19 protein-coding genes and 2 pseudogenes are annotated in these 19,694 nt (G+C 71.3%); 16 read left to right on the top strand and 5 right to left on the bottom strand.

The genetic code is table 11. The features are described 5' to 3' along the window. Together VFO68_RS18340 and VFO68_RS18335 are read left to right on the top strand one after the other, a co-directional pair. A partial coding sequence (locus VFO68_RS18340) for a helix-turn-helix transcriptional regulator (protein ID WP_325159532.1) occupies positions 1-242 on the top strand: 242 nt, incomplete at its 5' end. A 40-nt stretch (positions 243-282) separates the two neighbouring features. Next, positions 283-3,300: a helix-turn-helix transcriptional regulator gene (locus tag VFO68_RS18335; RefSeq protein ID WP_325159533.1), complete on the top strand. Its 3,018-nt coding sequence runs from the start codon at positions 283-285 to the stop codon at positions 3,298-3,300. Positions 3,301-3,363: 63 nt separating this feature from the next. Here the strand turns inward: VFO68_RS18335 and VFO68_RS18330 are convergent. Beyond that, positions 3,364-4,326 (bottom strand): annotated as a pseudogene (locus VFO68_RS18330) (GNAT family N-acetyltransferase); the annotation flags it as partial. 189 nt (positions 4,327-4,515) lie between these two features. Here VFO68_RS18330 and VFO68_RS18325 point away from each other — a divergent pair. Then, complete coding sequence (locus tag VFO68_RS18325; protein WP_325159531.1) at positions 4,516-5,166, top strand: hypothetical protein; 651 nt, start codon at positions 4,516-4,518, stop codon at positions 5,164-5,166. Here the strand turns inward: VFO68_RS18325 and VFO68_RS18320 are convergent. The 4 genes from VFO68_RS18320 to VFO68_RS18305 are packed head-to-tail and all read right to left on the bottom strand — an operon-like array spanning position 5,118 to position 7,273. After that, positions 5,118-5,984, bottom strand: coding sequence for a papain-like cysteine protease family protein (locus VFO68_RS18320; protein ID WP_325159530.1), 867 nt, complete (start codon positions 5,982-5,984; stop codon positions 5,118-5,120). The genes VFO68_RS18325 and VFO68_RS18320 overlap by 49 nt on opposite strands. 24 nt (positions 5,985-6,008) lie before the next feature. Continuing rightward, complete coding sequence (locus VFO68_RS18315; RefSeq protein WP_325159529.1) at positions 6,009-6,224, bottom strand: peptidoglycan-binding domain-containing protein; 216 nt, start codon at positions 6,222-6,224, stop codon at positions 6,009-6,011. A gap of 9 nt (positions 6,225-6,233) precedes the next feature. Then, a complete protein-coding gene (locus VFO68_RS18310; RefSeq protein ID WP_325159528.1) occupies positions 6,234-6,626 on the bottom strand; it encodes a PAAR domain-containing protein in 393 nt (130 codons plus the stop codon). Between the two features lie 2 nt (positions 6,627-6,628). Further along, complete coding sequence (locus tag VFO68_RS18305; RefSeq protein WP_325159527.1) at positions 6,629-7,273, bottom strand: DUF4255 domain-containing protein; 645 nt, start codon at positions 7,271-7,273, stop codon at positions 6,629-6,631. Positions 7,274-7,504: 231 nt separating this feature from the next. Between VFO68_RS18305 and VFO68_RS18300 the strand changes: the two genes are divergently transcribed. The 13 genes and pseudogenes from VFO68_RS18300 to VFO68_RS18240 all read left to right on the top strand — a co-directional run. Next, the gene (locus VFO68_RS18300) at positions 7,505-9,049 is read left to right on the top strand and encodes a phage tail sheath family protein (protein ID WP_325159526.1); all 1,545 of its coding nucleotides are present in this window, start codon (positions 7,505-7,507) and stop codon (positions 9,047-9,049) included. A gap of 47 nt (positions 9,050-9,096) precedes the next feature. Further along, positions 9,097-9,558 (top strand): phage tail protein, encoded by a 462-nt coding sequence (locus VFO68_RS18295; protein ID WP_325159525.1) that lies wholly within the window; start codon positions 9,097-9,099, stop codon positions 9,556-9,558. After that, positions 9,555-9,953: a phage tail assembly protein gene (locus VFO68_RS18290; RefSeq protein ID WP_325159524.1), complete on the top strand. Its 399-nt coding sequence runs from the start codon at positions 9,555-9,557 to the stop codon at positions 9,951-9,953. The genes VFO68_RS18295 and VFO68_RS18290 overlap by 4 nt, the downstream gene beginning before the upstream one ends. Beyond that, positions 9,950-10,108: a DUF6760 family protein gene (locus VFO68_RS18285; protein WP_325159523.1), complete on the top strand. Its 159-nt coding sequence runs from the start codon at positions 9,950-9,952 to the stop codon at positions 10,106-10,108. The genes VFO68_RS18290 and VFO68_RS18285 overlap by 4 nt, the downstream gene beginning before the upstream one ends. Positions 10,109-10,165: 57 nt before the next feature. Beyond that, a complete protein-coding gene (locus tag VFO68_RS18280; protein WP_325159522.1) occupies positions 10,166-12,466 on the top strand; it encodes a DUF4157 domain-containing protein in 2,301 nt (766 codons plus the stop codon). A 9-nt stretch (positions 12,467-12,475) separates the two neighbouring features. Further along, positions 12,476-12,925, top strand: coding sequence for a phage tail protein (locus VFO68_RS18275; RefSeq protein ID WP_325159521.1), 450 nt, complete (start codon positions 12,476-12,478; stop codon positions 12,923-12,925). 31 nt (positions 12,926-12,956) lie between these two features. Then, a complete protein-coding gene (locus VFO68_RS18270; protein WP_325159520.1) occupies positions 12,957-13,409 on the top strand; it encodes a phage tail protein in 453 nt (150 codons plus the stop codon). 40 nt (positions 13,410-13,449) lie between these two features. Beyond that, positions 13,450-14,358: a LysM peptidoglycan-binding domain-containing protein gene (locus tag VFO68_RS18265; protein ID WP_325159519.1), complete on the top strand. Its 909-nt coding sequence runs from the start codon at positions 13,450-13,452 to the stop codon at positions 14,356-14,358. Beyond that, positions 14,355-16,289: a phage baseplate assembly protein V gene (locus tag VFO68_RS18260; RefSeq protein ID WP_325159518.1), complete on the top strand. Its 1,935-nt coding sequence runs from the start codon at positions 14,355-14,357 to the stop codon at positions 16,287-16,289. The genes VFO68_RS18265 and VFO68_RS18260 overlap by 4 nt, the downstream gene beginning before the upstream one ends. A gap of 10 nt (positions 16,290-16,299) precedes the next feature. Further along, the gene (locus tag VFO68_RS18255) at positions 16,300-16,710 is read left to right on the top strand and encodes a GPW/gp25 family protein (protein ID WP_325159517.1); all 411 of its coding nucleotides are present in this window, start codon (positions 16,300-16,302) and stop codon (positions 16,708-16,710) included. Further along, positions 16,710-18,662 (top strand): putative baseplate assembly protein, encoded by a 1,953-nt coding sequence (locus VFO68_RS18250; RefSeq protein WP_325159516.1) that lies wholly within the window; start codon positions 16,710-16,712, stop codon positions 18,660-18,662. The genes VFO68_RS18255 and VFO68_RS18250 overlap by 1 nt, the downstream gene beginning before the upstream one ends. Beyond that, a complete protein-coding gene (locus VFO68_RS18245; protein ID WP_325159515.1) occupies positions 18,662-19,201 on the top strand; it encodes a phage tail protein in 540 nt (179 codons plus the stop codon). The genes VFO68_RS18250 and VFO68_RS18245 overlap by 1 nt, the downstream gene beginning before the upstream one ends. Next, positions 19,198-19,694: pseudogene (locus tag VFO68_RS18240) on the top strand (hypothetical protein); the annotation flags it as partial. The gene VFO68_RS18245 and the pseudogene VFO68_RS18240, both read left to right, overlap by 4 nt.

Below are 19,694 nucleotides of genomic sequence, written 5' to 3'. Positions count from 1 at the left end.
CCCTGGGCGAGGACGCCGCGCCGCGGCCGGCGCTGGACCCGTTCACGCCACGGGAACGGGCGGTGCTCGCCCAGGTCGCGCTCGGCCGGACCAACCGGCAGGTCGGTTCGGAGCTGTTCATCAGTGAGAAGACCGTGAGCGTGCACCTGTCCCGGGTGATGGCCAAACTCGGCGCCACCAACCGGGCCGAGGCGGTGGCGCTCGCCTACGAGCGCGGACTGCTCGACGTCACAACGGCCTGACCCGGAAAAATGGTCAGCACTGTCGGTGCCGCCCCGTAACATGCGGGCCGTGCCACGCCTGGGGTCTGGGATTCCACTGGTGGCGCGCGGCCGGGAGCTGGACCGGTTGCGCGCCGTTTTCGACCGTGCCGCGGCGGGGTCCGCCGCCGGGGTTCTGGTCGCCGGCGATGCGGGGGTGGGCAAAACCCGGCTGACCGAGGAGCTGGCCACGGCCGCCGAGGCCGCCGGCGCCCTGGTGCTGATCGGCCGGTGCCTGGACGCGGGCGAGACCGGCCTGCCCTACCTGCCGTTCGCCGAGGCGCTCGGCACCGCCGCGCTGCCGGCCGACCTGCCGCCCCGGCCGGCGCTGGCCCGGCTGCTGCCCGACTACGCCGTGCCGGCGATCGCCGACCCCAGCCGGCTGGCTCCCGACCTGACCAAGGTGAACTGGCCGGGCGCGGCCCGGGACGGCCGCGCCGAGCAGGACGTCGGCCAGCTGCAGCTGTTCGACGCGGTGCACGGCCTGCTGGAGGATCTGGCCGGCCGGTCACCGGTGCTGCTGGTCCTGGAGGACCTGCACTGGGCCGACGGCTCGACCCGGGGCCTGCTGTCGTTCCTGCTCGCCCGGCTGCGCGGGCAGCGGCTGCTGGTGATGGGCACCTACCGCAGCGACGACCTGACCCGGCGCCATCCGCTGCGGGCGCTGCTGGCCGAGCTGTTCCGGCTGCCCGCGGTGGAACGGCTGGAGCTCGGGCCGTTCGGGGCCGCCGCGTCCCGGGAGTTCGTCACCGCGCTGGCCGAGGAGGTGCTGCCCGAGGAGGTGGTCCGCGAGGTCGCCGGGCGCTCCGAGGGCAACGCGTTCTTCGCCGAGGAGCTGCTCGCCGCCTACTCCGACGCCGACAGCGGCATCCCGGCCACCCTGGTGGACGTGCTGCTGGCCCGGGTGGAGCGGCTCAGCGAGGCTGCGCAGCAGGTGGTCCGGGTGGCCTCGGTGGCCGGCCGGAAGGTGCCGCACGCCCGGCTGCGGGCCGTGGCCAACCTGTCCGATGTGGACCTCGAGGAGGCGCTGCGCGAGGCCGTGCAACACCATGTGCTGGTCACCGGGGAGACCGAGGTGTACTCGTTCCGGCACGCGCTGCTGCGCGAGGCGGTGTACGGCGACCTGTTACCCGGCGAGCGGGTCCGGTTGCACGGCGCCTACGCCGAGGCGTTCGCCGCCGAACAGGGCAGCCGGGGCGCGGCCGCCGAGCTTGCCCACCACAGTATGGAAAGCCACGCGATGCCGCGGGCGCTGGCCGCTTCGGTGGTGGCCGCCGAGGAGGCCGAGCGGCTCGGCGCGCCGGCCGAGTCGTTGCGGCACCTGGAGCGCGCCCTGCGGCTGTGGGACGCGGTCGCCGAGGCGGACCGGCCGTCCGATGTGGACGAGCTGACCCTGCTGCGCCGGGCGCACTGGGTGGCCACCACCTCCGGCGAGCCGGAACGGTCGATCGCCTACGCCCGGTCCGCGGTCAAGCTCGCCGACCAGCGGCCGGATCCCGAGCTGCAGGCCCGGTTACGCCGCCGGCTGGCCCAGTCACTGTACATTTTGGACGGTCGGCAGGCGGAAGCCCGGGACGTGATCGAGCAGGCCTGGCGGCTGGTCGCGGAGCGGCCGCCCAGCGAGGTGCGGGCCTGGGTGCTCGCCGTCTACGCCACGATCCTGCGCGGCGAGAACGCGATCGACGCCGCCCGGGAGCGGGCCGAACAGGCGGTGACCGACGCCCGGGCGGTGTCGGCGGCAGCGGCCAGGGCCGACGCGCTCACCACGCTGGCCGTGCTCACCGAGGGCTCCGGCAAGGTCGAGAAGGCGCGCGAACTGCTGGACGAGGCCCAGCGCAAGGCGGTCGAGGCGGGCGCGCTCTCGGTCGAGGCCCGGACCTGGTTCATGCTCGCGCTGCACTCCTACGAACTGGGTCGCCTGGACGAGGCCGCCCGGGTGATCGACGCGGGGGTCGAGCGGGCCCGGCTGACCGGCATGACCTGGAGCACCTACGGACTCGAGCTGCGGATCATCCAGGTGATCAGCCGGTACGTGGCCGGGGACTGGGACGGCAGCGACGCGGCCGGCGAACCGCCCGGACACCGGGTGTCCAGCACGGTGTCGGCCCGGATGGCCGCGGCCGGAGCTCCGGTCATGGTCGGCCGCGGCCGGTTCGCCGAGGCCGAACGGCTGATCAACGACCTGCGCTCGGAGCGGCACCGGGACCTGCAGATCGCGCTGCTGCTCGGGGCCGCCGCGGCCGAGTTGGCGTGCTGGCGGGGGCGCCCGGAGCGGGCGGTCGAGTGGATCCGGGAGACGCTGGACATGGGGGCCCAGGTCGGCGGACCGTGGCTGCTGGCCGGCATCAAGCTGGCGGCGCTCGGCGCCGGCGCGTACGCCGACATCGTGGTGCGGGCCACCACCCGCCGGGACACCGAGGCCGCGCAGGCGGCCCGGGAACAGGGGGTGCCGCTGGTCGAGCACGCCCGCAAGACCGCCGACCTCGGCGCGCCGCGCACCGGCACGCTCGGGCCGGAAGGCCGGGCGTGGCTGGCCCGGGCGCTGGCCGAGGGCAGCCGGCTGCAGGGGCGCAGCGATCCGGCGCTGTGGCAGGCGGCGGTCGACGAGTTCGGCTACGGCGCGGTGTACGACCAGGCGCTGTGCCGGTGGCGGCTGGCCGAGGCGTTGCTGGCCGCGGACCGCAGGGACGAGGCGGCCGACGCGCTGCGCGCCGCCGACGAGGTGGCCGACCGGCTGGACGCCCGCCCGCTGCGCGAGGCGGTGCGGCGGCTGGCCAAACGCGGCCGGATCGTGCTCACGGACAACGCCGTGCCGCGCGACACCGTGGACCCGTTCACCCCCCGGGAACGCGCGGTGCTCCGGCTCGTCGCGTTAGGACGGACCAACCGTCAGGTCGGTGCGGAGCTGTTCATCAGCGAGAAGACGGTCAGCGTGCACCTGACCCGGATCATGGCCAAGCTCGGCGCCACCCGGCGTGCCGAGGCGGTCGCGATCGCTCTGGAGCGTGGTTTCCTGGAGCAGGGCTCGCTGGAGCGGTGAGACCCGCAGCGCGATCCGGATGAGGTCCGACTCGCGCCGCACCGACATGGGCAGGCCGCACCTGGCCGCGGAGCGGGCGAAGCCCTGCTCGCCGGGTAGGCACCAGGCGACCAGCTCCCGGTGCCCGGCGGCCCGGGCGATGGTGGCCAGCCGCTGGATCATGGCCGTGCCGAGACCCCGGCCCTGCCAGCCGTCCTCGATCAGCACGGAGATCTCGGCCTCGTCCGGCGTGGTGGTGCGCAGCAGTTGGGCCAGGCCGATCACCTCGGTGCCGCACAGCGCCAGCAGGGTGGTGCCGCGCGGCGGGCTGAGCAGGCGGTGCAGCAGCCGGCGCGGCAGCGTGCGGACCCCGGCGTGGTAGCGGGCGAACAGGCTGTGCGCCGAGCAGCGGGTGTGCAACCGGTGCACCGCGTCGGCGTCGGCCGGTGTGCCCTGGCGCAGCACCACGCCGGCGCCGTCGGTGGTGAACACGGCAAGCGGCGCGGAGATCCGCGTGGCCACCGCGTCCAGCAACTCGGTGAACGCGGCCGCCCGGCACAGCTCCAGATCGGTGAACGGGGCCCAACCGCGCCGGGCCACCAGCGCCAGACCGGAACCGGCCGGCAGCGTGACCCGGTGCCCGTCGTCGGTTTCCGCGTCGTCGGCCGGTTCGAACACCACCGAGTCGGCGGAAAGCACGGTACGCACCGCCTCGGCCACGCTCGCCGGGTCGGCCACCGCCGTGGCGGCCGCGCGCAGCGCCGCCACCGTCCCGTCGGCCAGGCTGCGCAGGTCGGCCTGGGTCAGTCCGACGCACCGGCCGCCCTCCGCGCGAATGTCGTCGACCAACGCCGCCGGGGCGACCTCGGCCGGCGTGCGCACCACCAACTCGTCCACCACCCCACCCGGCACCGGCAGCACGGCGAGCCCGAGTACGTTGCAGTCCCGGGCGGCGAGCCGGGTGGTCACCCGCGCCAGCGCGCCGGGCCGGTCGTCCAGCTCGACCCGGAGCAGCCAGGTGTGCGCGGCGTTCCTCGTCTCGTCCATGCCACCAGGCTGACTGGCGGGTGTTGCCGATGCGGGACGGGCATGTTTCGGCCAGGTGAGCGTCCGCGGCGAAGATCAGGTCGGGCGATCGGGTTCGGCCGGACCGCCCCAACATCTGCCCCATCGGTCATCGGGGGTCGCACCGACGGGAACGACACTGGCGGAGTGGCCATGACCCAAGGGGACGCTATGTCAGGCGCATCGGAGGCTCCCCGGGGCCGCGCGGAAGTCGACGAGTTACCCGGGTTCCGTTATCAGCTGCCGGAAACGCCGGTGGCGACCGCGTCCGCCGACATCGGCCACGTCGCCGTGCGGGTCGAGCTCCACCTCAGCGGTGAGCTGGACATCACCACCACCCCCCGGCGGGTGCCGGCCGAGACCGACGCGCTGCGGGCCTGCACGCTGCGGGCGTTGCGAGCCATGTGCCGCGGCCTGATGGTCACCGGGCTCGGCTCCTACACCCCGGCGATCGGCTCGGCGGCCGGCAACCGGTTCGCCCAGACCGGGTACCAGTTCCACGCGCCGAACACGATGGCGTTCGCCGGCCGGTGCTCGGTCGGCTTCGCCCAGAACTGCGAATGCGGCATGGTCACCGTCACCGGCGAGGTGCAGTACTCGCTGGACGTGACGGCCATGCCGCACAACGGGCGGATGTCCGAGGACGACGGAGCGGCCAAGCAGAACGCCTGGTTCCTGCGGTACGAGCAGGAACTGGCCTCGATCGGGATGCTCGTGCTCGCCGGCGTGCCGATCGCGCCCGGCCGGCTGGTCGGCGCCGGCGGGCGGAACGGTCAGGTGCCGGCCAGCACCTCGCCGGAGAACGACTCGCCGATCCCGTAGCCGGACGCCAGGTCGGCCATCGACAGCCAGACATCGTTGCCGCCCAGCGGGTCCAGCACGTGCACGTGCGGGTTGCCCTCGTACGGGGTGATCCCGGTCAGCACGACGATGTGGTACTCGTCGCCGGGCACCGGTGTCCACAGTGGACCATGCGCCTTCAGGTCGGCCGCGAGACTGGCCGCGACGCCGGCCTGGCAGGTCATCGAGCGCATGCTCAGCCCGGCGCCGATCTCGAGGGCGCGCGACGCGGGGGTCCAGTCGGTGGCCGAGACATTGCCGCGCTGGCACAGGTCCTCGACGGTGTAGTTGTCGCCCCGGTACCGCAGCACCATCGCCAGCGCCGCCGCCCAGCACGTCTCGTTCGAGCCGGCGGCCTCCATCGTGACCTGCCAGTCGACCGGGTCGAAGTCCGCGTCCTGCGAACCGCCGCCCTGCTGTCCCTGACCGTGTTGGCCGGACTGGCCCTGCCCGCCCGACTGCGCGGGGGAGTCCTGCAGGCCGAGCTTGCCCCAGACCGCCGTGTCCACCGAGTCGCCGGCCGGAAGCTTCTTCTCCTTCCGGAAGCGCTCGACCACTCCCGCCGTCTGGCCGCCGAAGTGGCCGTCCTCCGCGCACACCTGCATCTGGTAGTAGTAGTTCAGCATCTGCTGCAGGAACGTGACCCACTGCGTGTTGGTGCTGCCCGGCTCCAGCTCGGGCAACGGGCCCGTCCCGGCGCCCGACCCGCCGCCGCCGGCCTGCGTGCCGGTGGTCTGGGTCGGCGCCGACTCGGTTCCCGGGTCGGCCGTCGTGGTGCCCGACGTCGCTTCATCCGCCATTTGGTTCCTCCCTCAGTCACGGGATCAGGTGCCGGCGAGCCGCTCCCACACGGTCTCGTCCACCCCGTCCCCCTTCTCGAGTCCGTTCTGGTCCCGGAACAGGCTGACCGCGCTGGCCGTCGCCTCGTCGAACCAACCGGTCTCCGGCACCACGTCCTGCTGGTAGTGATGGTTGAGCAGTTGCTGGAGGTACAGCACCCACTCCGACTCCTCACCGGGCACGAGATCGGGGTTGGTCACCCGGCGCTCCTACCCACCGATGTCGACCGTGCTCACCGCCACGATGGAACTGGTCGGTGCGGGTGCCGGGTCGTTGCAGGTCATGACCGTGTCGCCGGTCCGCGCGGCCGGCTTGTTGTTGATCAGTACGGTGGCGCTGCCCTTCATCACGGTGCCCTGGTTGGTCGGCGGCACCGCGAACGGCCCGCCCTGCGGGATGTGCGGCGGGGCGTTGGTCGCCGTGCTGCCCAGTACCGCCGCCGGCATGTTCTGGATCAACACGTCCGTACTGCACCCGCCGGTGATCGTCCCGGCGAACGGGTGCGGCAGCGGCGTGGGCACCGGGCCGCCCGGCGACGGGATGTTGATGATGTGGATGTCGGTGCCGACGACCTTGTCGCCCATCTTGGCCGCTGGAGCCATGATCAACCTCCCACCGGGGCCGAGTTGTTCGCCGCCGGGGTGCGGACCCACTTCTTCGGCCCGGCGGGGGCGAGCGGACCGGCCTGGGCCGGTGGGCGCACGCCCTGCCCGGCGTTGAGGGAGATCTTCTCGGCCGGCGGCGCGATGTCGGTGTCCGGCTCGGGGATGAACGGGGCGCTGATCCGGCACACGAACGCGGCCCGGGCCGGCATGCCCAGGCTGCTCCACAGCGTGCCCGCGTCGTTCTCGGAGACGTTGACGAACACCGGGGCGTCCAGCGCGGCGAGTTCGGCCGGCAGGCAGTCGGTCGGCAGGATGTCGGTGAAGACCATGGTGCGCAGCGCGATGTCCAGCAGCCGGTGCTCCTCGCTGATCTTCGGCGCCCGCGCGGTCACCAGGTAGGACAGCAGGCAGCGGCGGGCCGGCTCGCGCCGGGACAGCACCGCGCCCCGGTCGTCGCGCACCTCGTCGAACCCGGACTGCCGGCCGCGCGGATCGTCGTGCAGGCCGAACAGGAACAGGTCGATCGCCTTGGACGGGCGTTCCGTCTGCCAGGTGGGCTTCGGCGGATCCAGCCGCACCATCGTGCCTTCCGGCAGCGCTCGGCCGAGCAGCACGCACAGCGCGTCATCCACCTCAGTGATCACTCGGTCAGTCTGCGTGCGGACGGCCCGCAGGCCCACGGTCGGCCGCCCGTCCTTTCAGTGCGGTTCGGGTGCCCGAAGGTGCAAAACCGCTCGCCCACCGCTCCGCCCCGCGACGACTGCGGCGGGAGCCCGGAACCGATCAGGCTGCGGGGGAGCCACCGGCGAGGGGGTGTTGTCATCCTGCCGCCGGTGACGCAGACCCCAGGCACCGTAACGAGGGAGAGACCCGAGATGGCCAGCAGTTACCTCTCGCCCGGCGTATACATGGAGGAGGTTTCCTCGGGTTCCCGGCCGATCGAGGCCGTGGGAACCGCGGTTGCCGCCTTCGTGGGATTCGCCGAGCGAGGCCCCCTGCACGAACCCGTGCTCGTCACCAACTGGACCCAGTTCAAGCAGGCCTTCGGTGACTTCGTCGAGGACTACTACCTCGCGCACGCCGTGTACGGCTACTTCCAGAACGGTGGCGGTGTCGCCTACGTCGTGCGGGTCGGTGGGGCCGCCGGCAACGGGTCGGCCGCCGACAGCGGCAACGGCCACGTCGCGCTGCCGCACGCGGAACTGCCGTCCGGCCAGGAGGGCCGCCCGGCCCTGACCATCGCCGCCCGGGCCGCGGACGCCGGTGACATCTCCATCGAGGTGGCGCCCGCCAGCGAGGAGGGCGAGGACACCTTCAAGCTGATCGTCAAGCAGCAGGGCCAGCCGGTCGAGACGTTCGACAACGTGACCACCAAGCGCGGCCCCAACAACGTGGCCAGCGTGGTGCGGCAGCAGTCGAAGCTGATCGTGATCGAGGAGACCAAGGGCAAGGCGCTGTCCGTGCCCAGGGCCGGCGAGATCGCCCTGGCCAGCCCGGCGCCGGCGCCGGTGAAGATCGAGTCGAACGACTACGTCGGAAACTCCGCCGACCGCACCGGTTTCGGTGGCCTGGAGGCCATCGACGAGGTCACCATGCTGTGCGTGCCGGACCTGATGGCCGCCTACCAGAAGGGCGCACTGTCCGAAGAGGACGTCAAGGCGGTGCAGCTCGCCATGATCGCGCACTGTGAGCTGATGGCCGACCGGGTCGCGATCCTGGACACCCCGCCCGGCCTGAAGGCCGAGGACGTCAAGAAGTGGCGGATGGACGTCACCGGCTACGACTCGAAGTACGCCGCGATGTACTGGCCGTGGATCAAGGTCGCCGACCCGGTGGCCGGCAAGCAGGTGTTCGTTCCGCCGAGCGGCCACATGGCCGGCATCTGGGCCCGCAACGACTCCAGCCGAGGCGTGCACAAGGCGCCGGCCAACGAGGTCGTGCGGGGCGCGGTCACCCTCGAGCTGAACATCACCAAGGGCGAGCACGACATCCTCAACCCGATCGCGGTCAACTGCATCCGGTCGTTCCGCGGCCAGGGAATCCGGGTGTGGGGCGCGCGCACGCTGTCCAGCGACCCCGAGTGGCGCTACCTCAACGTGCGGCGGCTGTTCAACTACGTGGAGAAGTCCATCCTGCAGGGGACCAACTGGGTGGTGTTCGAGCCCAACGACCCGAAGCTGTGGGACTCGGTGCGGCGCACGGTCACCATGTTCCTGCGGCGGGTGTGGCGCGACGGCGCGCTGTTCGGGCGGACTCCGGCCGAGGCGTTCTTCGTCAAGTGCGACGAGGAGAACAACCCGGCGGAGAACCGGGACGCCGGCATCCTCGTCGTCGAGATCGGGATCGCCCCGGTCAAGCCGGCCGAGTTCGTGGTGTTCCGCATCTCCCAGTTCGCCGAGGGCGCCGGGCTCGAAGAGTGACCGGCCACCCGACAACCCAGACTTCCGTCCACTAAGGAGGATTCACCATGGCAACCGGACTTGGCCCGAACCAGCCGAACGATGCGATCACAGCCGCCCGGTTCTCGCTGACCATCGACGGCGTGGAGATCGCGGCGTTCTCCGAGCTGCAGGGCATCACCACCGAGGTCGAGCCGGTGGAGCTGATGGAGTCGACCGACAAGGAGGTCGTCCTCAAGAAGCTGCCCGGCAAGACCAAGCCGGCGACGCTGGTGCTCAAGCGCGGCAAGAACAGCAGCATGGAGCTGTGGGCCTGGCACGAAGCGGTGCTGATGGGCAACATCGTCGCGGCCCGTAAGAGCTGTTCGCTGATCATGTACAACACCGACGGCAAGCCGGTGGCCCGCTACCACCTCGAGCACGCCTGGCCGTCCAAGCTGGAGATCGGCGCGCTGAAGGCCGGTTCCAGTGAGGTGCTGATGGAGACGGTCACGATCGTGTCCGAGCGCATCCAGCGCGTGTCGGTTTGACGGCCTTGGCGGAGCCGACCAGCGGTCTGCGCACCGAGTACCCGTTCACGCTGCCACGCGGCTACGTGGACGAGCACGGCGTGGTGCACCGCGACGGTGTCATGCGGCTGGCGACGGCCCGGGACGAGATCACCACGCAGGCCGACCCGAGGGCCAAGCAGAACCCGGCCTACCTGACGGTGCTGCTGCTCGCCCGGACGGTCACCACGCTCGGTGCGGTCTCCGAGGTGGACCACTTCGTGGTCGAGAACCTGTTCGCGTCGGATCTCGCGTTCCTGCAGGACCTTTACCGGCGGATCAACGCCGACGGCCACACCGAGGTCGGAGTCAGCTGCCCGCACTGCGGTCAGGACTTCACGGTGGATGTCGCCGGTGATGCGCCGGGGGGATCGTGACGTACGCGACTGACCGGGTGTGGGAGGAAGTCGCGTACGTCGCCTACTACCTGCACTGGGACCTCGACAAGATCCTCGATCTCGAGCATCCCGTGCGGGAACGGGTGATCTCCGAGATCGGCAAGATCCACACGAGGTTCGGTGCGGAGGACTGACCGGTTCTTCGGTGACGGGAGAAAGTGATGCGCTGGCCATTTCGGCGGAAGGGTTCGGTGGCGGAGCCCGAGCACGTCCGCCACATTGCGCCGGACACCGCCGGCACGCCGGATACGCCCGCGGTCCGGCGGCCCGGACGGCAGTGGGCGACGCTGCCGCCGCTTCCGGTCACCGTCAACCCGTCGGCCCCCCTGGTGATGGGCCCGGCACCGGTGCTGGCACCGCTGCCGGGCCGCCGCACGATCTCCGGCCCGCCCATCGTCCCGGCGACCGGGCGGGTCGAAGGTCTCGCGGCGGCCATCCCGGCCGTACCCGAGTCAGCCGTGCCGCGAGCGGAACCGGTGGCCCCGGCGCCGCCCCCCATCGTGCACCGCCCGGTCCACAGTGGACCACCGGCCGCCGCGCCGAACCTGGTCGACGCCGTCGGCGCCAACGTCGGCGAGGCCCGTGAGCCCGCCGAGCCGTACCGGGCCCCCGGCTGGTTGCGGTTCGCCCCGACCTGGCTGGAGCAGGGTGGCATCCCCGGCCTGGACACCGGCCCGTCGTTCGAACCGCCCGCCCCGCCCCGCCCGGCACCCATCGCCACCGCCCGGCCCATCGTGCGCCCGGAAAGCCCGGCAAGCCCGGAACCGGGCACGTCGATCCAGTCCGCGATGTCGGCGATGGACGCCCTGGCCACGCAGACCGGCGGCTCGGCCATCCCGGTCGCGCCGCCTCCGCCGCCCCAACTCCCGCCGCCCGCGCAGCCGCAGGGCGAGCGCCCCCGCCGGCGCCCGAGCCTCGGCCAGACCCGCCGGCTCGGCCTGGGCGCCCCGATCGCTCGCCCCAACCAGCCGGACCTGACGCTGCCCGCCGCACCCCAGCGGCCCACCCAGCCCCAGCCGGCCCCGACCCAGCCGACGCCGACCCAGGTGACCAGGCCGGCCGAGCAAGCCACGCCGGCCGAACCCGCAGCGGAGGACGACCAGCAACCGCCCACCCCACCGCCACCGCTGGTCCATCGCCCCGCACCGGACCCGGCCGCACCCGAGGATCCGGCCGTGGAGCCCGCCGCGCCGGTGAGCGTGACCCCGCCGCCGCCCGCCACGCCGGGCACACCCCCCACCGGTCCGGTGCGCCCCACCGCCGTGACCTCCCGGCGCGGCCCGGCAACGAGCCCCGCGCCCCTGGTCTACCGCGCCGCGCCACCCCGCCCGGACCAGCAACCGGCCCCCACCCGACGCGGCACCGCCCGCGTGCCGACGAGTCTGGCTTCGGCGATGCAGAGCCGGCACGGCGTCGACGTCTCCGACGTGCCGGTGCACCGGGGACCCGAGGTGGCGGTCGAGGCGCGCTCACTCGGCGCCCGCGCGTTCACCAGGGGCGGCGAGGTGTTCCTGCCGGAGGAGGCCGGATCGCTGGACAGCCCGAAGGCCCGCGGCCTGCTCGCGCACGAACTGGTGCATGTCGTGCAACAGCGCACCCTCGGTTCGTCGCTGCCCACCCCGGCCACGCCGGCCGGCGCCGAACTCGAGGCCGAGGCGGTGGCCGCCGAGCACGAGCATGCCGGCCACGGGCACAGCCCCGAACCGCTGGTGCATCCGGTGCTCACCCAGGTGCTCAGCCAGGCGGCCCGCACCGCAGGCGTGCAGCTTGCCCCGCTGGTGCCGGAGCCGATGACCGTCAGCAGCGTCCCGGAGCCGGTGTCTGCCGTGGACGCCGCACTGAGCGCGCCGGCCCGGGTGGAGGTCAGCCAGATCTCCCAGGAGACCACCACCAAGGTGATCGAGCAGTGGACCAACCCCGCCCTCGGCGGGTCCGGGTTCACCGCGTTCCCGGTCACCGAGCCGTCGCTGCCCACGCTGGTCGACACCGCAGGCCCGACGCCGGAAGGCGGCGGTACCGCGCCGGCGCCGGCGCCGGACGAGGCGCAGATGGTCAGCCAGGTGCTCCAGGTGATCAACCTGGACCGCACGATCAAGGGACAGCCGGCCATCACCACGCTCGACGACGCCACGATGGAGCAGGTCCGGCAGGCCATCGCCGAGCAGTCCGCGGCGAACGTGAACCGCGCGGTGATGATGGCCGGCGCGACGGCCGCGGCCACCCAGTCGGCCGCCGCCACCGAACTGGAGACCGGCCAGAGCCCGGCGGGAACGCCCACCGTGCAGCCCACCGCACCGGCCAGCACGCCGAGCATGGTGATCGGTCCGGAGGAGGCGCACGCGGACTCGTTCACGCAGGACGGGCAGTTCGACCTTGAGCGGATCGACCTGGACGAGTTGACCGCCCGGCTCTACGACCGGCTGCGCAGCCGGCTGCGCCTTGAGTTGTTGATCGACAGGGAGCGGGCCGGCCTGCTCACGGATTTCCGATAGGAGAGTGCGATGCTGAACGACCAGTCGGCCATCGGTCTGGCGAACCGGTTCACCGTCAAGGTGACCGGCGGGCCGGATCTCGGAAGCTGGCAGAAGGCCGAGGGCCTGGACGTCACCTGGGAGGTTGCGGACTACCGGGCCGGCGACGCGGGCAACGCGCGCTGGTTCGCGCCGGCCAACACCAAGTACACCGCGGTGAAGCTGACCAGGGCCGCGGACAGCAAGGACTCCAAGGAAGTTCGCAAGTGGCTGGACAGCAACTCGTTCGCGCACAAGGCCGGCTCGGAGATCCGGATCGCGCTCCAGGACTCCAGCAAGACCGACATCATGGAGTGGCACCTGCGCAACGTGATGCCGAAGAAGTGGGCCATCACGTCCATGGACGCCGGATCCAGCTCGGTCGCCATCGAGACGCTGGAGCTCGAGCACGAGGGCTTCCTCGAGGACGACAAGGCGTAGCCACCTCCCGACCGTCGAAAGAGGACAGACCATGCCGCTCAGCGTGAGCTCGATGCTCGGCCTGCAGACCCGCTTCGCGGTCACGATCGACGGGGTCAACCTCGGCGGCTGGTCGAAGTGCACCGGCCTCGCCGTGGAGTTCAAGTCGAAGACCGTCAAGGAGGGCGGGAACTACGAGTACCAGCCGATTCTCGCCGAACACATCGAGTACAAGCCGATCGTCCTCGAGCGGGCGATGAACGCGGCGGACTCGTCCAAGGTGCAGAACTGGTTGCGCAGCCAGGTGTATGGCTGGATGAACGCGCAGACCAGCGGCGGCGGCGGGACGGCGGAGATCACCCTGCTCGACTCGCACCTGGATCCGGTCGCGAGCTGGTCACTGCGCAACGTCTATCCGGCCAAGTGGGACGGTCCGGAGCTGAGCGCGTCCACCTTCGGCATCGCCGTGGAGAAGTTGACGCTGGTGCACGAGGGATTCCTGTAACCGCCGGGGTGACCGCGAGCTCGTTGGGAGAGGGAGAGAAATGGCTTTTTCGGACGATGTGGCCCAGGCCGGGTCCGATGTCAACAAGGCTGGTGACAAGGCCGCCGAGGGGACCGCCAAGGCACAGGCCTCCGTGGACGTCGCCGGCGACGCGGTCGGGGTGGTCACCGGCGCCGTCAGCATGGCGGTCGGCGCGGTCGTCGACGCGGTGTCGGTCATCGGCTCGCTCATCCCCGCGACGCTCTACTGCATCACCCCGCCCAATATCGGAGTCGTCCCGTTCGACTTCAACCCCGAGACGATCACCATGTCCCGTAGCTCGAGCACGGGCGGAATGAGCCGGCCGCAGCGCCCGGACGCGACCGCACTCGCCGGTGGCGCCAAGACTTCCGGCACCTCGGGCACGTACACCCGCCAGGTCAAGGCATCCCAGATCAAGCTCGCCGACGTGATCATGGAGGGCCCGTTCACCAAGCTGCGCTGCGACACCCTGCTCACCTGGATGAACCCGAGCACCGGGCTGCTCGCCCAGTTCGCCGCCGCAGGCTCGAACTTCTCCACGGCACCGGCGCCGCTCACCTTCCAGTGGGGCCCGCCGATGATCGGCTTCATGTACGACGTGACGATCAGCTCGTGCTCGATCACCTACGAGCGGTTCACCCCGGCCGGCATCCCCACCCGGGCCAAGGTCAGCATCACCATGAACGAGGTGCCGAGCAAACTCGGCAGCCTGCCGACCAACCCGACCTCCGGCGGCATTCCGGGCCGGCGCACGCACACCGTGGCACACGGGGAGAACCTGCAGTCGATCGCCATGGAGAAGTACGGCACCCCCGGCATCTGGCGCCGGATCGCCGAGGTGAACAAGATCAATGACCCGACCCGGGTCCGGCCCGGCACGACGATCTACCTGCCCAACCCCGACGAACTCACCGCGAGGCGGTCATGACGAGCCTGCTTGGCGGGAACTTCGGCCGGGTCGTCCACCCGGTGGTGATGATCGGCTCCCCGCTGGGGATGCCGCTGGGCTCCTCGGCCGAGGAGAACCTGATCCGCACGGTGGTGGACACCCACCTGCACCTGCCCGACATGTTCGAGCTGACCTTCCTCGACGACAAGGGATCCCTGGCCGACGACGCCGGGCTGGCCATCGGCGCGAAGATAGAGATCAAGGGCGGCAAGGAAAGCGACGAGATGACCACGTCGCTGATCAAGGGCGAGATCACCTCCATCGAGGCGATCTGCCAGGACAACATGATCTTCACTGTGGTCCGGGGCTACGAACAGGCGCACCGGTTGCAGCGAGCCAAGCGCACCAAGACCTACGTCAACATGACCGACTCCGACATCGCCAAGCAGGTGGCTCGCAACGCCGGGCTGACCATCGGCGACGTCACCGCCACCAACGTCACCCACGACCACATGGCCCAGGTGGCGCAGACCGACTGGGACTTCCTTTCCCAGCGGGCCAGGGAGATCGGCTACGAGACCGGGGTGGCCGGCGGAGAGTTCTTCTTCCGCCCGGCCTCCGGAAGCTCCGCGGGTGGCGGGCTTGGCGGGATGGCAAGCGCCGCGGCCGGGGCGCTCGGGCTGGACACCGGCAAGCTCATGTTCAAGGACAACCTGATGAGCTTCTTCCCCCGGATCTCGGCGGCGAACATCACGCCGGATGTCGAGGTCCGGATGTGGGACTCCAAGGACGCCAAGGTGGTCGCGTCCAAGACCGACTCGGTGAGCGGGACCGCGACCATCGACGGCCAGGTGCCCAAGACCCTGGCCAACTCCTTCACCGACGGTTTCCTGCCGCCGCTGCCCTCACTGCCCGCGCTGCCACCGATCCCCGGCCTGCCGAAGATCGACTTCGGCACGTCGCCGAGCAACACCGCCTATGTCGTGGTCGACCGGCCGCTGGCGTTCGGCCCGTCGGCCAGCCGGGCGGCCGAGGAGGCGGCCAAGGGCGTCGCCGACCACATCGCCAGCACGTTCGCCGAGGCCGAGGGTGACGCGATGGGCGACCCGGCGATCCAGGCCGGCGCGCAGGTGGACATCGACGGGGTGCCCAAGCAGTTCATCGGCAAGTGGACGGTGACCAACGCCCGGCACATCTTCGACCCCATGGAGAACGGCTACCACACCCGGTTCTGGGTCAGCGGCAGGCAGAACCGCAACCTGCTCGGGTTGACCGCCGGAGCCCGCGACCAGCGCACCCAGATTCCCGGGCTGGTGTGCGGTGTGGTGACCAACGTGGCGGATCCGGACAAGCTCGGCCGGGTCAAGGTGGCACTGCCGTGGCTCTCGCCGGACTACGAGTCGGACTGGGCGCGGGTGGTGCAGTTCGGCGCCGGGCCGCGCAGCGGCGGGCTGTTCCTGCCCGAGGTAGGTGACGAGGTGCTGATCGGTTTCGAGTTCGGTGATCCCCGGCGGGGTTACGTGCTCGGCGGACTGATCAACAGCAACTCCAAGTACGGTCCGTTGAGCACGGCGGTGAGCGGCTCCGGCGCGGTGAACGAGCGTGGGATCGCGAGCCCCGCGGGAAACCGGCTGCTGTTCACCGACGACCTGCCGCCCGGGCCACCGGGCTCGCCACCGATCAAGTCGTCCATGGTGTTGGGCACCAAGGACGACAAGCTCTCGCTGACCATCGACCAGGTCGCCGGAACGATCACGTTGTCCTGCAACCCGGCCCCGCCGGCGAGCAAGACCCCGTCCGGCACGCTGACCATCGAATGTCCCGGACTCGGCGCGATCAACATCAAGGCCGGAACCGGCGGGATCAAGATGGAGACCGACGGCCAGCTTCAGCTCACCGGAAAGATGGGCGTGAAGATCGAGAGCCCGGCGATCACCGAAGTCAAGGGCTCAATGCTCAAGCTGAACTGAGGGAAGGCGCATGACCACACAGGATTTCGTCGGCGCCGGGTGGGCCTTCCCACTCGGGGTCGGGCCGCAGGGCGGAATAGCCCTCGTGCGCCGGGAGGTGGAGCTGGAACAGGCGATGCGCCTGATCTTGTCCACCTATCCCGGCGAGCGCCCGATGCGCCCCGAGTTCGGCAGCCGGATCCGGGACTTCGTGTTCCGGTCGGTGAACGTCGAGACGATCGCCGAACTGTCCCGGGTGGTCCGCGACGCGTTGCTGCGCTGGGAGCCGAGAGTGGACGTGGAGGCGGTGCTGATCGCGCCGGATCCGGCCGACCACAGCACGCTCTACATCGACATCCAGTACCGGCCGAAGGACACCAACGACCGGCGGAACCTGGTGTTCCCGTTCTACACGATCCCCGAGGATGGGAGTGACTACTGATGGCGCTACCGGCACCCAACCTCGATGACCGGCGGTTCCAGGATCTCGTCGACGACGCCAAGCGGATGGTGATGCGCCGCTGTCCGGAGTGGACGGACCACAACGTGTCCGACCCGGGCGTGACGCTGATCGAGACCTTCGCGTTCATGACCGACCAACTGCTGTTCCGGCTCAACCAGGTCCCGGACCGGCTCTACGTCAAGTTCCTCGAACTGATCGGGCTGCGGTTGATCCCGGCAACGCCGGCCCAGGTGGACGTGACGTTCTGGCTGTCCGCGCCTGCGGTCGCCTCGGTGGGCATCCCCATGGGCACCAACGTGGCGACGCTGCGCACCGAGGTCGACGAGTCGATCGTGTTCTCCACCGACGACGATCTGCAGATCATTCCCTGTTCGCTGCACAAGGTCTCCAGCCAGACGGTGTCCGACGAAGGACCGGTGGAGCGGACCGACGAGCTGAAGATGGGCCAGTCGTTCCAGGCGTTCTCGCCCGTCCCGCGGGTGGGCGACCTGCTGCTGGTCGGCCTGTCCGTGCCGGTGCCGAACTGCGTGGTGCGGCTGGACCTCGACTGCCGGGTCGAGGGTGTCGGTGTGCACCCGGACCACCCGCCGCTGGCGTGGGAGGCGTGGAACGGCAAGGAATGGAAGACCTGCAAGGTCAGCCACGACGGAACCGGCGCGCTCAACTCCGCCGGCCAGATCATGGTGCACGTCCCGTCCGACCACGAGTCGTCCGTGCTCGGTGGTGAGGCCGCGGGCTGGCTGCGGGCCAGGGTGATCGAGGTAGACCCGGAGATGCCGACCTACACCGCGTCGCCGTACGTCACCGCCCTGTCGGCCAGCACGGTCGGCGGCACGGTCGAGGCGAACCACTGCGAGATCATCGAAGAGGAGACCATCGGGCTGTCCGAAGGCGTGCCGGGCCAGCAGTTCCAGGTGCAGCGCACGCCGGTGGTGATCGGCGCGGGCGCGGCGGTGCTGGAGACCTCGTCGGCGGACGGCTGGGTGGAGTGGACCCAGGTGCAGCAGTTCGCCGGCAGCGGCCCGAACGACCGGCACTACATCCTGGACGGCGTTTCCGGAACCGTCTACTTCGGACCGGTCATCCGCGAGCCGGAGGGCGGGCTGCGACAGTACGGCGCCGTTCCGGAGTTCGGCCAGACCATCCGGCTGCGCAAGTACGCCACCGGGGGCGGCCGGGTCGGCAACGTGGGCCGGGGTTCCATCCAGACGCTGAAGTCGTCGATCCCGTTCGTCAACAAGGTGGAGAACCTGGACGCGGCCTGGGGTGGCGTGGACGGCGAGACGGTCGAGCAGGCCAAGGCGCGTGGCCCGATCCTGCTGCGCACCAGGAGCCGCGCGGTCACCGCCGAGGACTACGAGGCGATCACCCAGGAGGCCGCGCCGGACGTGGCCCGGGTCCGCTGCGTCACCGCGGGGGACGACGACGTGGATGCCGGCGCGGTGCGGGTGCTGATCGTGCCGGCCGCCGCGCAGAACGCCGGCAAGATCGACTTTCCGGAGTTGGTGCCCGGCGAGGAGACGCTGCAGCGGATCTCCGAGCGGCTCGACGAGGTCCGGCTGATCGGCACCCGGGTGCTGGTCTCCCCGCCGAGGTACCGCGGCGTCACCGTGGTCGCGCGGGTGATCGCCCGGCCGCGGCTGGACAAGGCCCGGGTCCGGGCGGACGCGCTGGAGGCGCTGTACACCCATCTCAACCCGATCAGCGGCGGGCCGGACGGAAAGGGCTGGCCGTTCGGGCGGCCGGTGCAGGCCGGCGACGTTTACGCGCTGCTGCAACGGGTTCGGGGCGTCGAGCTGGTCGAGGACGTGCGGCTGTTCGGAGCCAACCCGGTGACCGGCGAACGCGGCGAGGAGGCCCAGCGCCTCGACGTCGACGCGCACAGCCTGATCTTCTCCTACGAGCACCACGTCCGGGTGGAGGACCACTGATGCGCGGCATGGTTCCCGGGATGCAGACCCGGTCGCCGTTCGTCGAGATGCTGCCGGCGGTGTACCAGGAGGATCCGTTCACCGAACGGTTCGTCGCCGGCTTCGACGACGTGCTCGCACCGATTCTGGCCACGTTGGACTGTCTGGTCGACTACTTCGACCCTTATCTGGCGCCGGAGGATTTTCTCGAGTGGCTGGCCGGTTGGGTCGGCATCGAGATGGAGGAAGGCTGGCCGATCGAGCGGCGGCGGGCCGTGCTCGCGACCGCCGTCGAGATGTACCGGATGCGCGGTACCGTCGCCGGCCTGCGGGCGAACCTGCAGGTGCTCACCGGCGGACGGGTCGAGATCGCGGACAGCGGCGCGGTCGGCTGGTCGAAGAATCCGGGCGCCCGGATGCCCGGCGAGGCCAGCCCGCGGCTGGCGGTACGTATCCGGGTCCACGATCCGTCGACCGTGCCGATGGATCTCGTGGACGCCGCGGTCGCCGCGGCGAAGCCAGCCCATGTCGTGCATAGAGTGGAGGTGGATAGGCCGTGATCGTCTGCAAGACCTGCGGCTTCCACAACAAGGAGACCGACGCGTTCTGCGGATCGTGCGGGGCTTTCCTTGAGTGGACGGGGGAGAAGCTGAAACCCGTCGCGGTGCCCGTCGCCGAGGCCGAGGAGGAGGCGGAGGACTCGCCCAAACGCGGTTGGTTCTCCAAGCTGCAGTCGGCGCTGTACATGGATGTGGGGCACCGGGACCCGATTCCGCCGTCGGCCGCTCCCGGCCGGCCGGGGATGCCGGGCGCCGGTCCGCCGGGTGCGCGGCCGGGTCCGCCCGGAGCGCCCGGAGCCGGGCCGCCCAGGCCGCCCGGTGCGCCCGGGGCTCCGCCTGGTCCGCCCAAGCCGCCGGCACCGCCGGGGCCACCGAAGCCACCCGGCGCGCCACCCGCGCCACCCTCGGCGGGACCTCCCGCCCCACCGAAGCCACCGGCTCCGCCGGCGCCGCCGGGGTCGGCGCCGTCGGGACCCCCGGCTCCGCCCAGACC

The sequence above is a fragment of the Actinophytocola sp. genome (genome assembly GCF_035712165.1).
Classification (GTDB): domain Bacteria; phylum Actinomycetota; class Actinomycetes; order Mycobacteriales; family Pseudonocardiaceae; genus DASYTH01.
The sequence above is the reverse complement of the archived record's forward strand: the minus strand, read 5'-3'. Positions and strand labels throughout refer to the sequence as shown.

What these genes read in the sequence shown, in the direction of transcription:
- VFO68_RS18335 (WP_325159533.1), top strand. Translation starts at nt 283, where the DNA reads ATGCGGGCCGTGCCACGCCTGGGGTCTGGGATTCCACTGGTGGCGCGC.
- VFO68_RS18325 (WP_325159531.1), top strand. Translation starts at nt 4,516, where the DNA reads ATGTCAGGCGCATCGGAGGCTCCCCGGGGCCGCGCGGAAGTCGACGAG.
- VFO68_RS18320 (WP_325159530.1), bottom strand. Translation starts at nt 5,984, where the DNA reads ATGGCGGATGAAGCGACGTCGGGCACCACGACGGCCGACCCGGGAACC.
- VFO68_RS18310 (WP_325159528.1), bottom strand. Translation starts at nt 6,626, where the DNA reads ATGGCTCCAGCGGCCAAGATGGGCGACAAGGTCGTCGGCACCGACATC.
- VFO68_RS18300 (WP_325159526.1), top strand. Translation starts at nt 7,505, where the DNA reads ATGGCCAGCAGTTACCTCTCGCCCGGCGTATACATGGAGGAGGTTTCC.
- VFO68_RS18295 (WP_325159525.1), top strand. Translation starts at nt 9,097, where the DNA reads ATGGCAACCGGACTTGGCCCGAACCAGCCGAACGATGCGATCACAGCC.
- VFO68_RS18275 (WP_325159521.1), top strand. Translation starts at nt 12,476, where the DNA reads ATGCTGAACGACCAGTCGGCCATCGGTCTGGCGAACCGGTTCACCGTC.
- VFO68_RS18270 (WP_325159520.1), top strand. Translation starts at nt 12,957, where the DNA reads ATGCCGCTCAGCGTGAGCTCGATGCTCGGCCTGCAGACCCGCTTCGCG.
- VFO68_RS18265 (WP_325159519.1), top strand. Translation starts at nt 13,450, where the DNA reads ATGGCTTTTTCGGACGATGTGGCCCAGGCCGGGTCCGATGTCAACAAG.
- VFO68_RS18260 (WP_325159518.1), top strand. Translation starts at nt 14,355, where the DNA reads ATGACGAGCCTGCTTGGCGGGAACTTCGGCCGGGTCGTCCACCCGGTG.
- VFO68_RS18255 (WP_325159517.1), top strand. Translation starts at nt 16,300, where the DNA reads ATGACCACACAGGATTTCGTCGGCGCCGGGTGGGCCTTCCCACTCGGG.
- VFO68_RS18250 (WP_325159516.1), top strand. Translation starts at nt 16,710, where the DNA reads ATGGCGCTACCGGCACCCAACCTCGATGACCGGCGGTTCCAGGATCTC.
- VFO68_RS18245 (WP_325159515.1), top strand. Translation starts at nt 18,662, where the DNA reads ATGCGCGGCATGGTTCCCGGGATGCAGACCCGGTCGCCGTTCGTCGAG.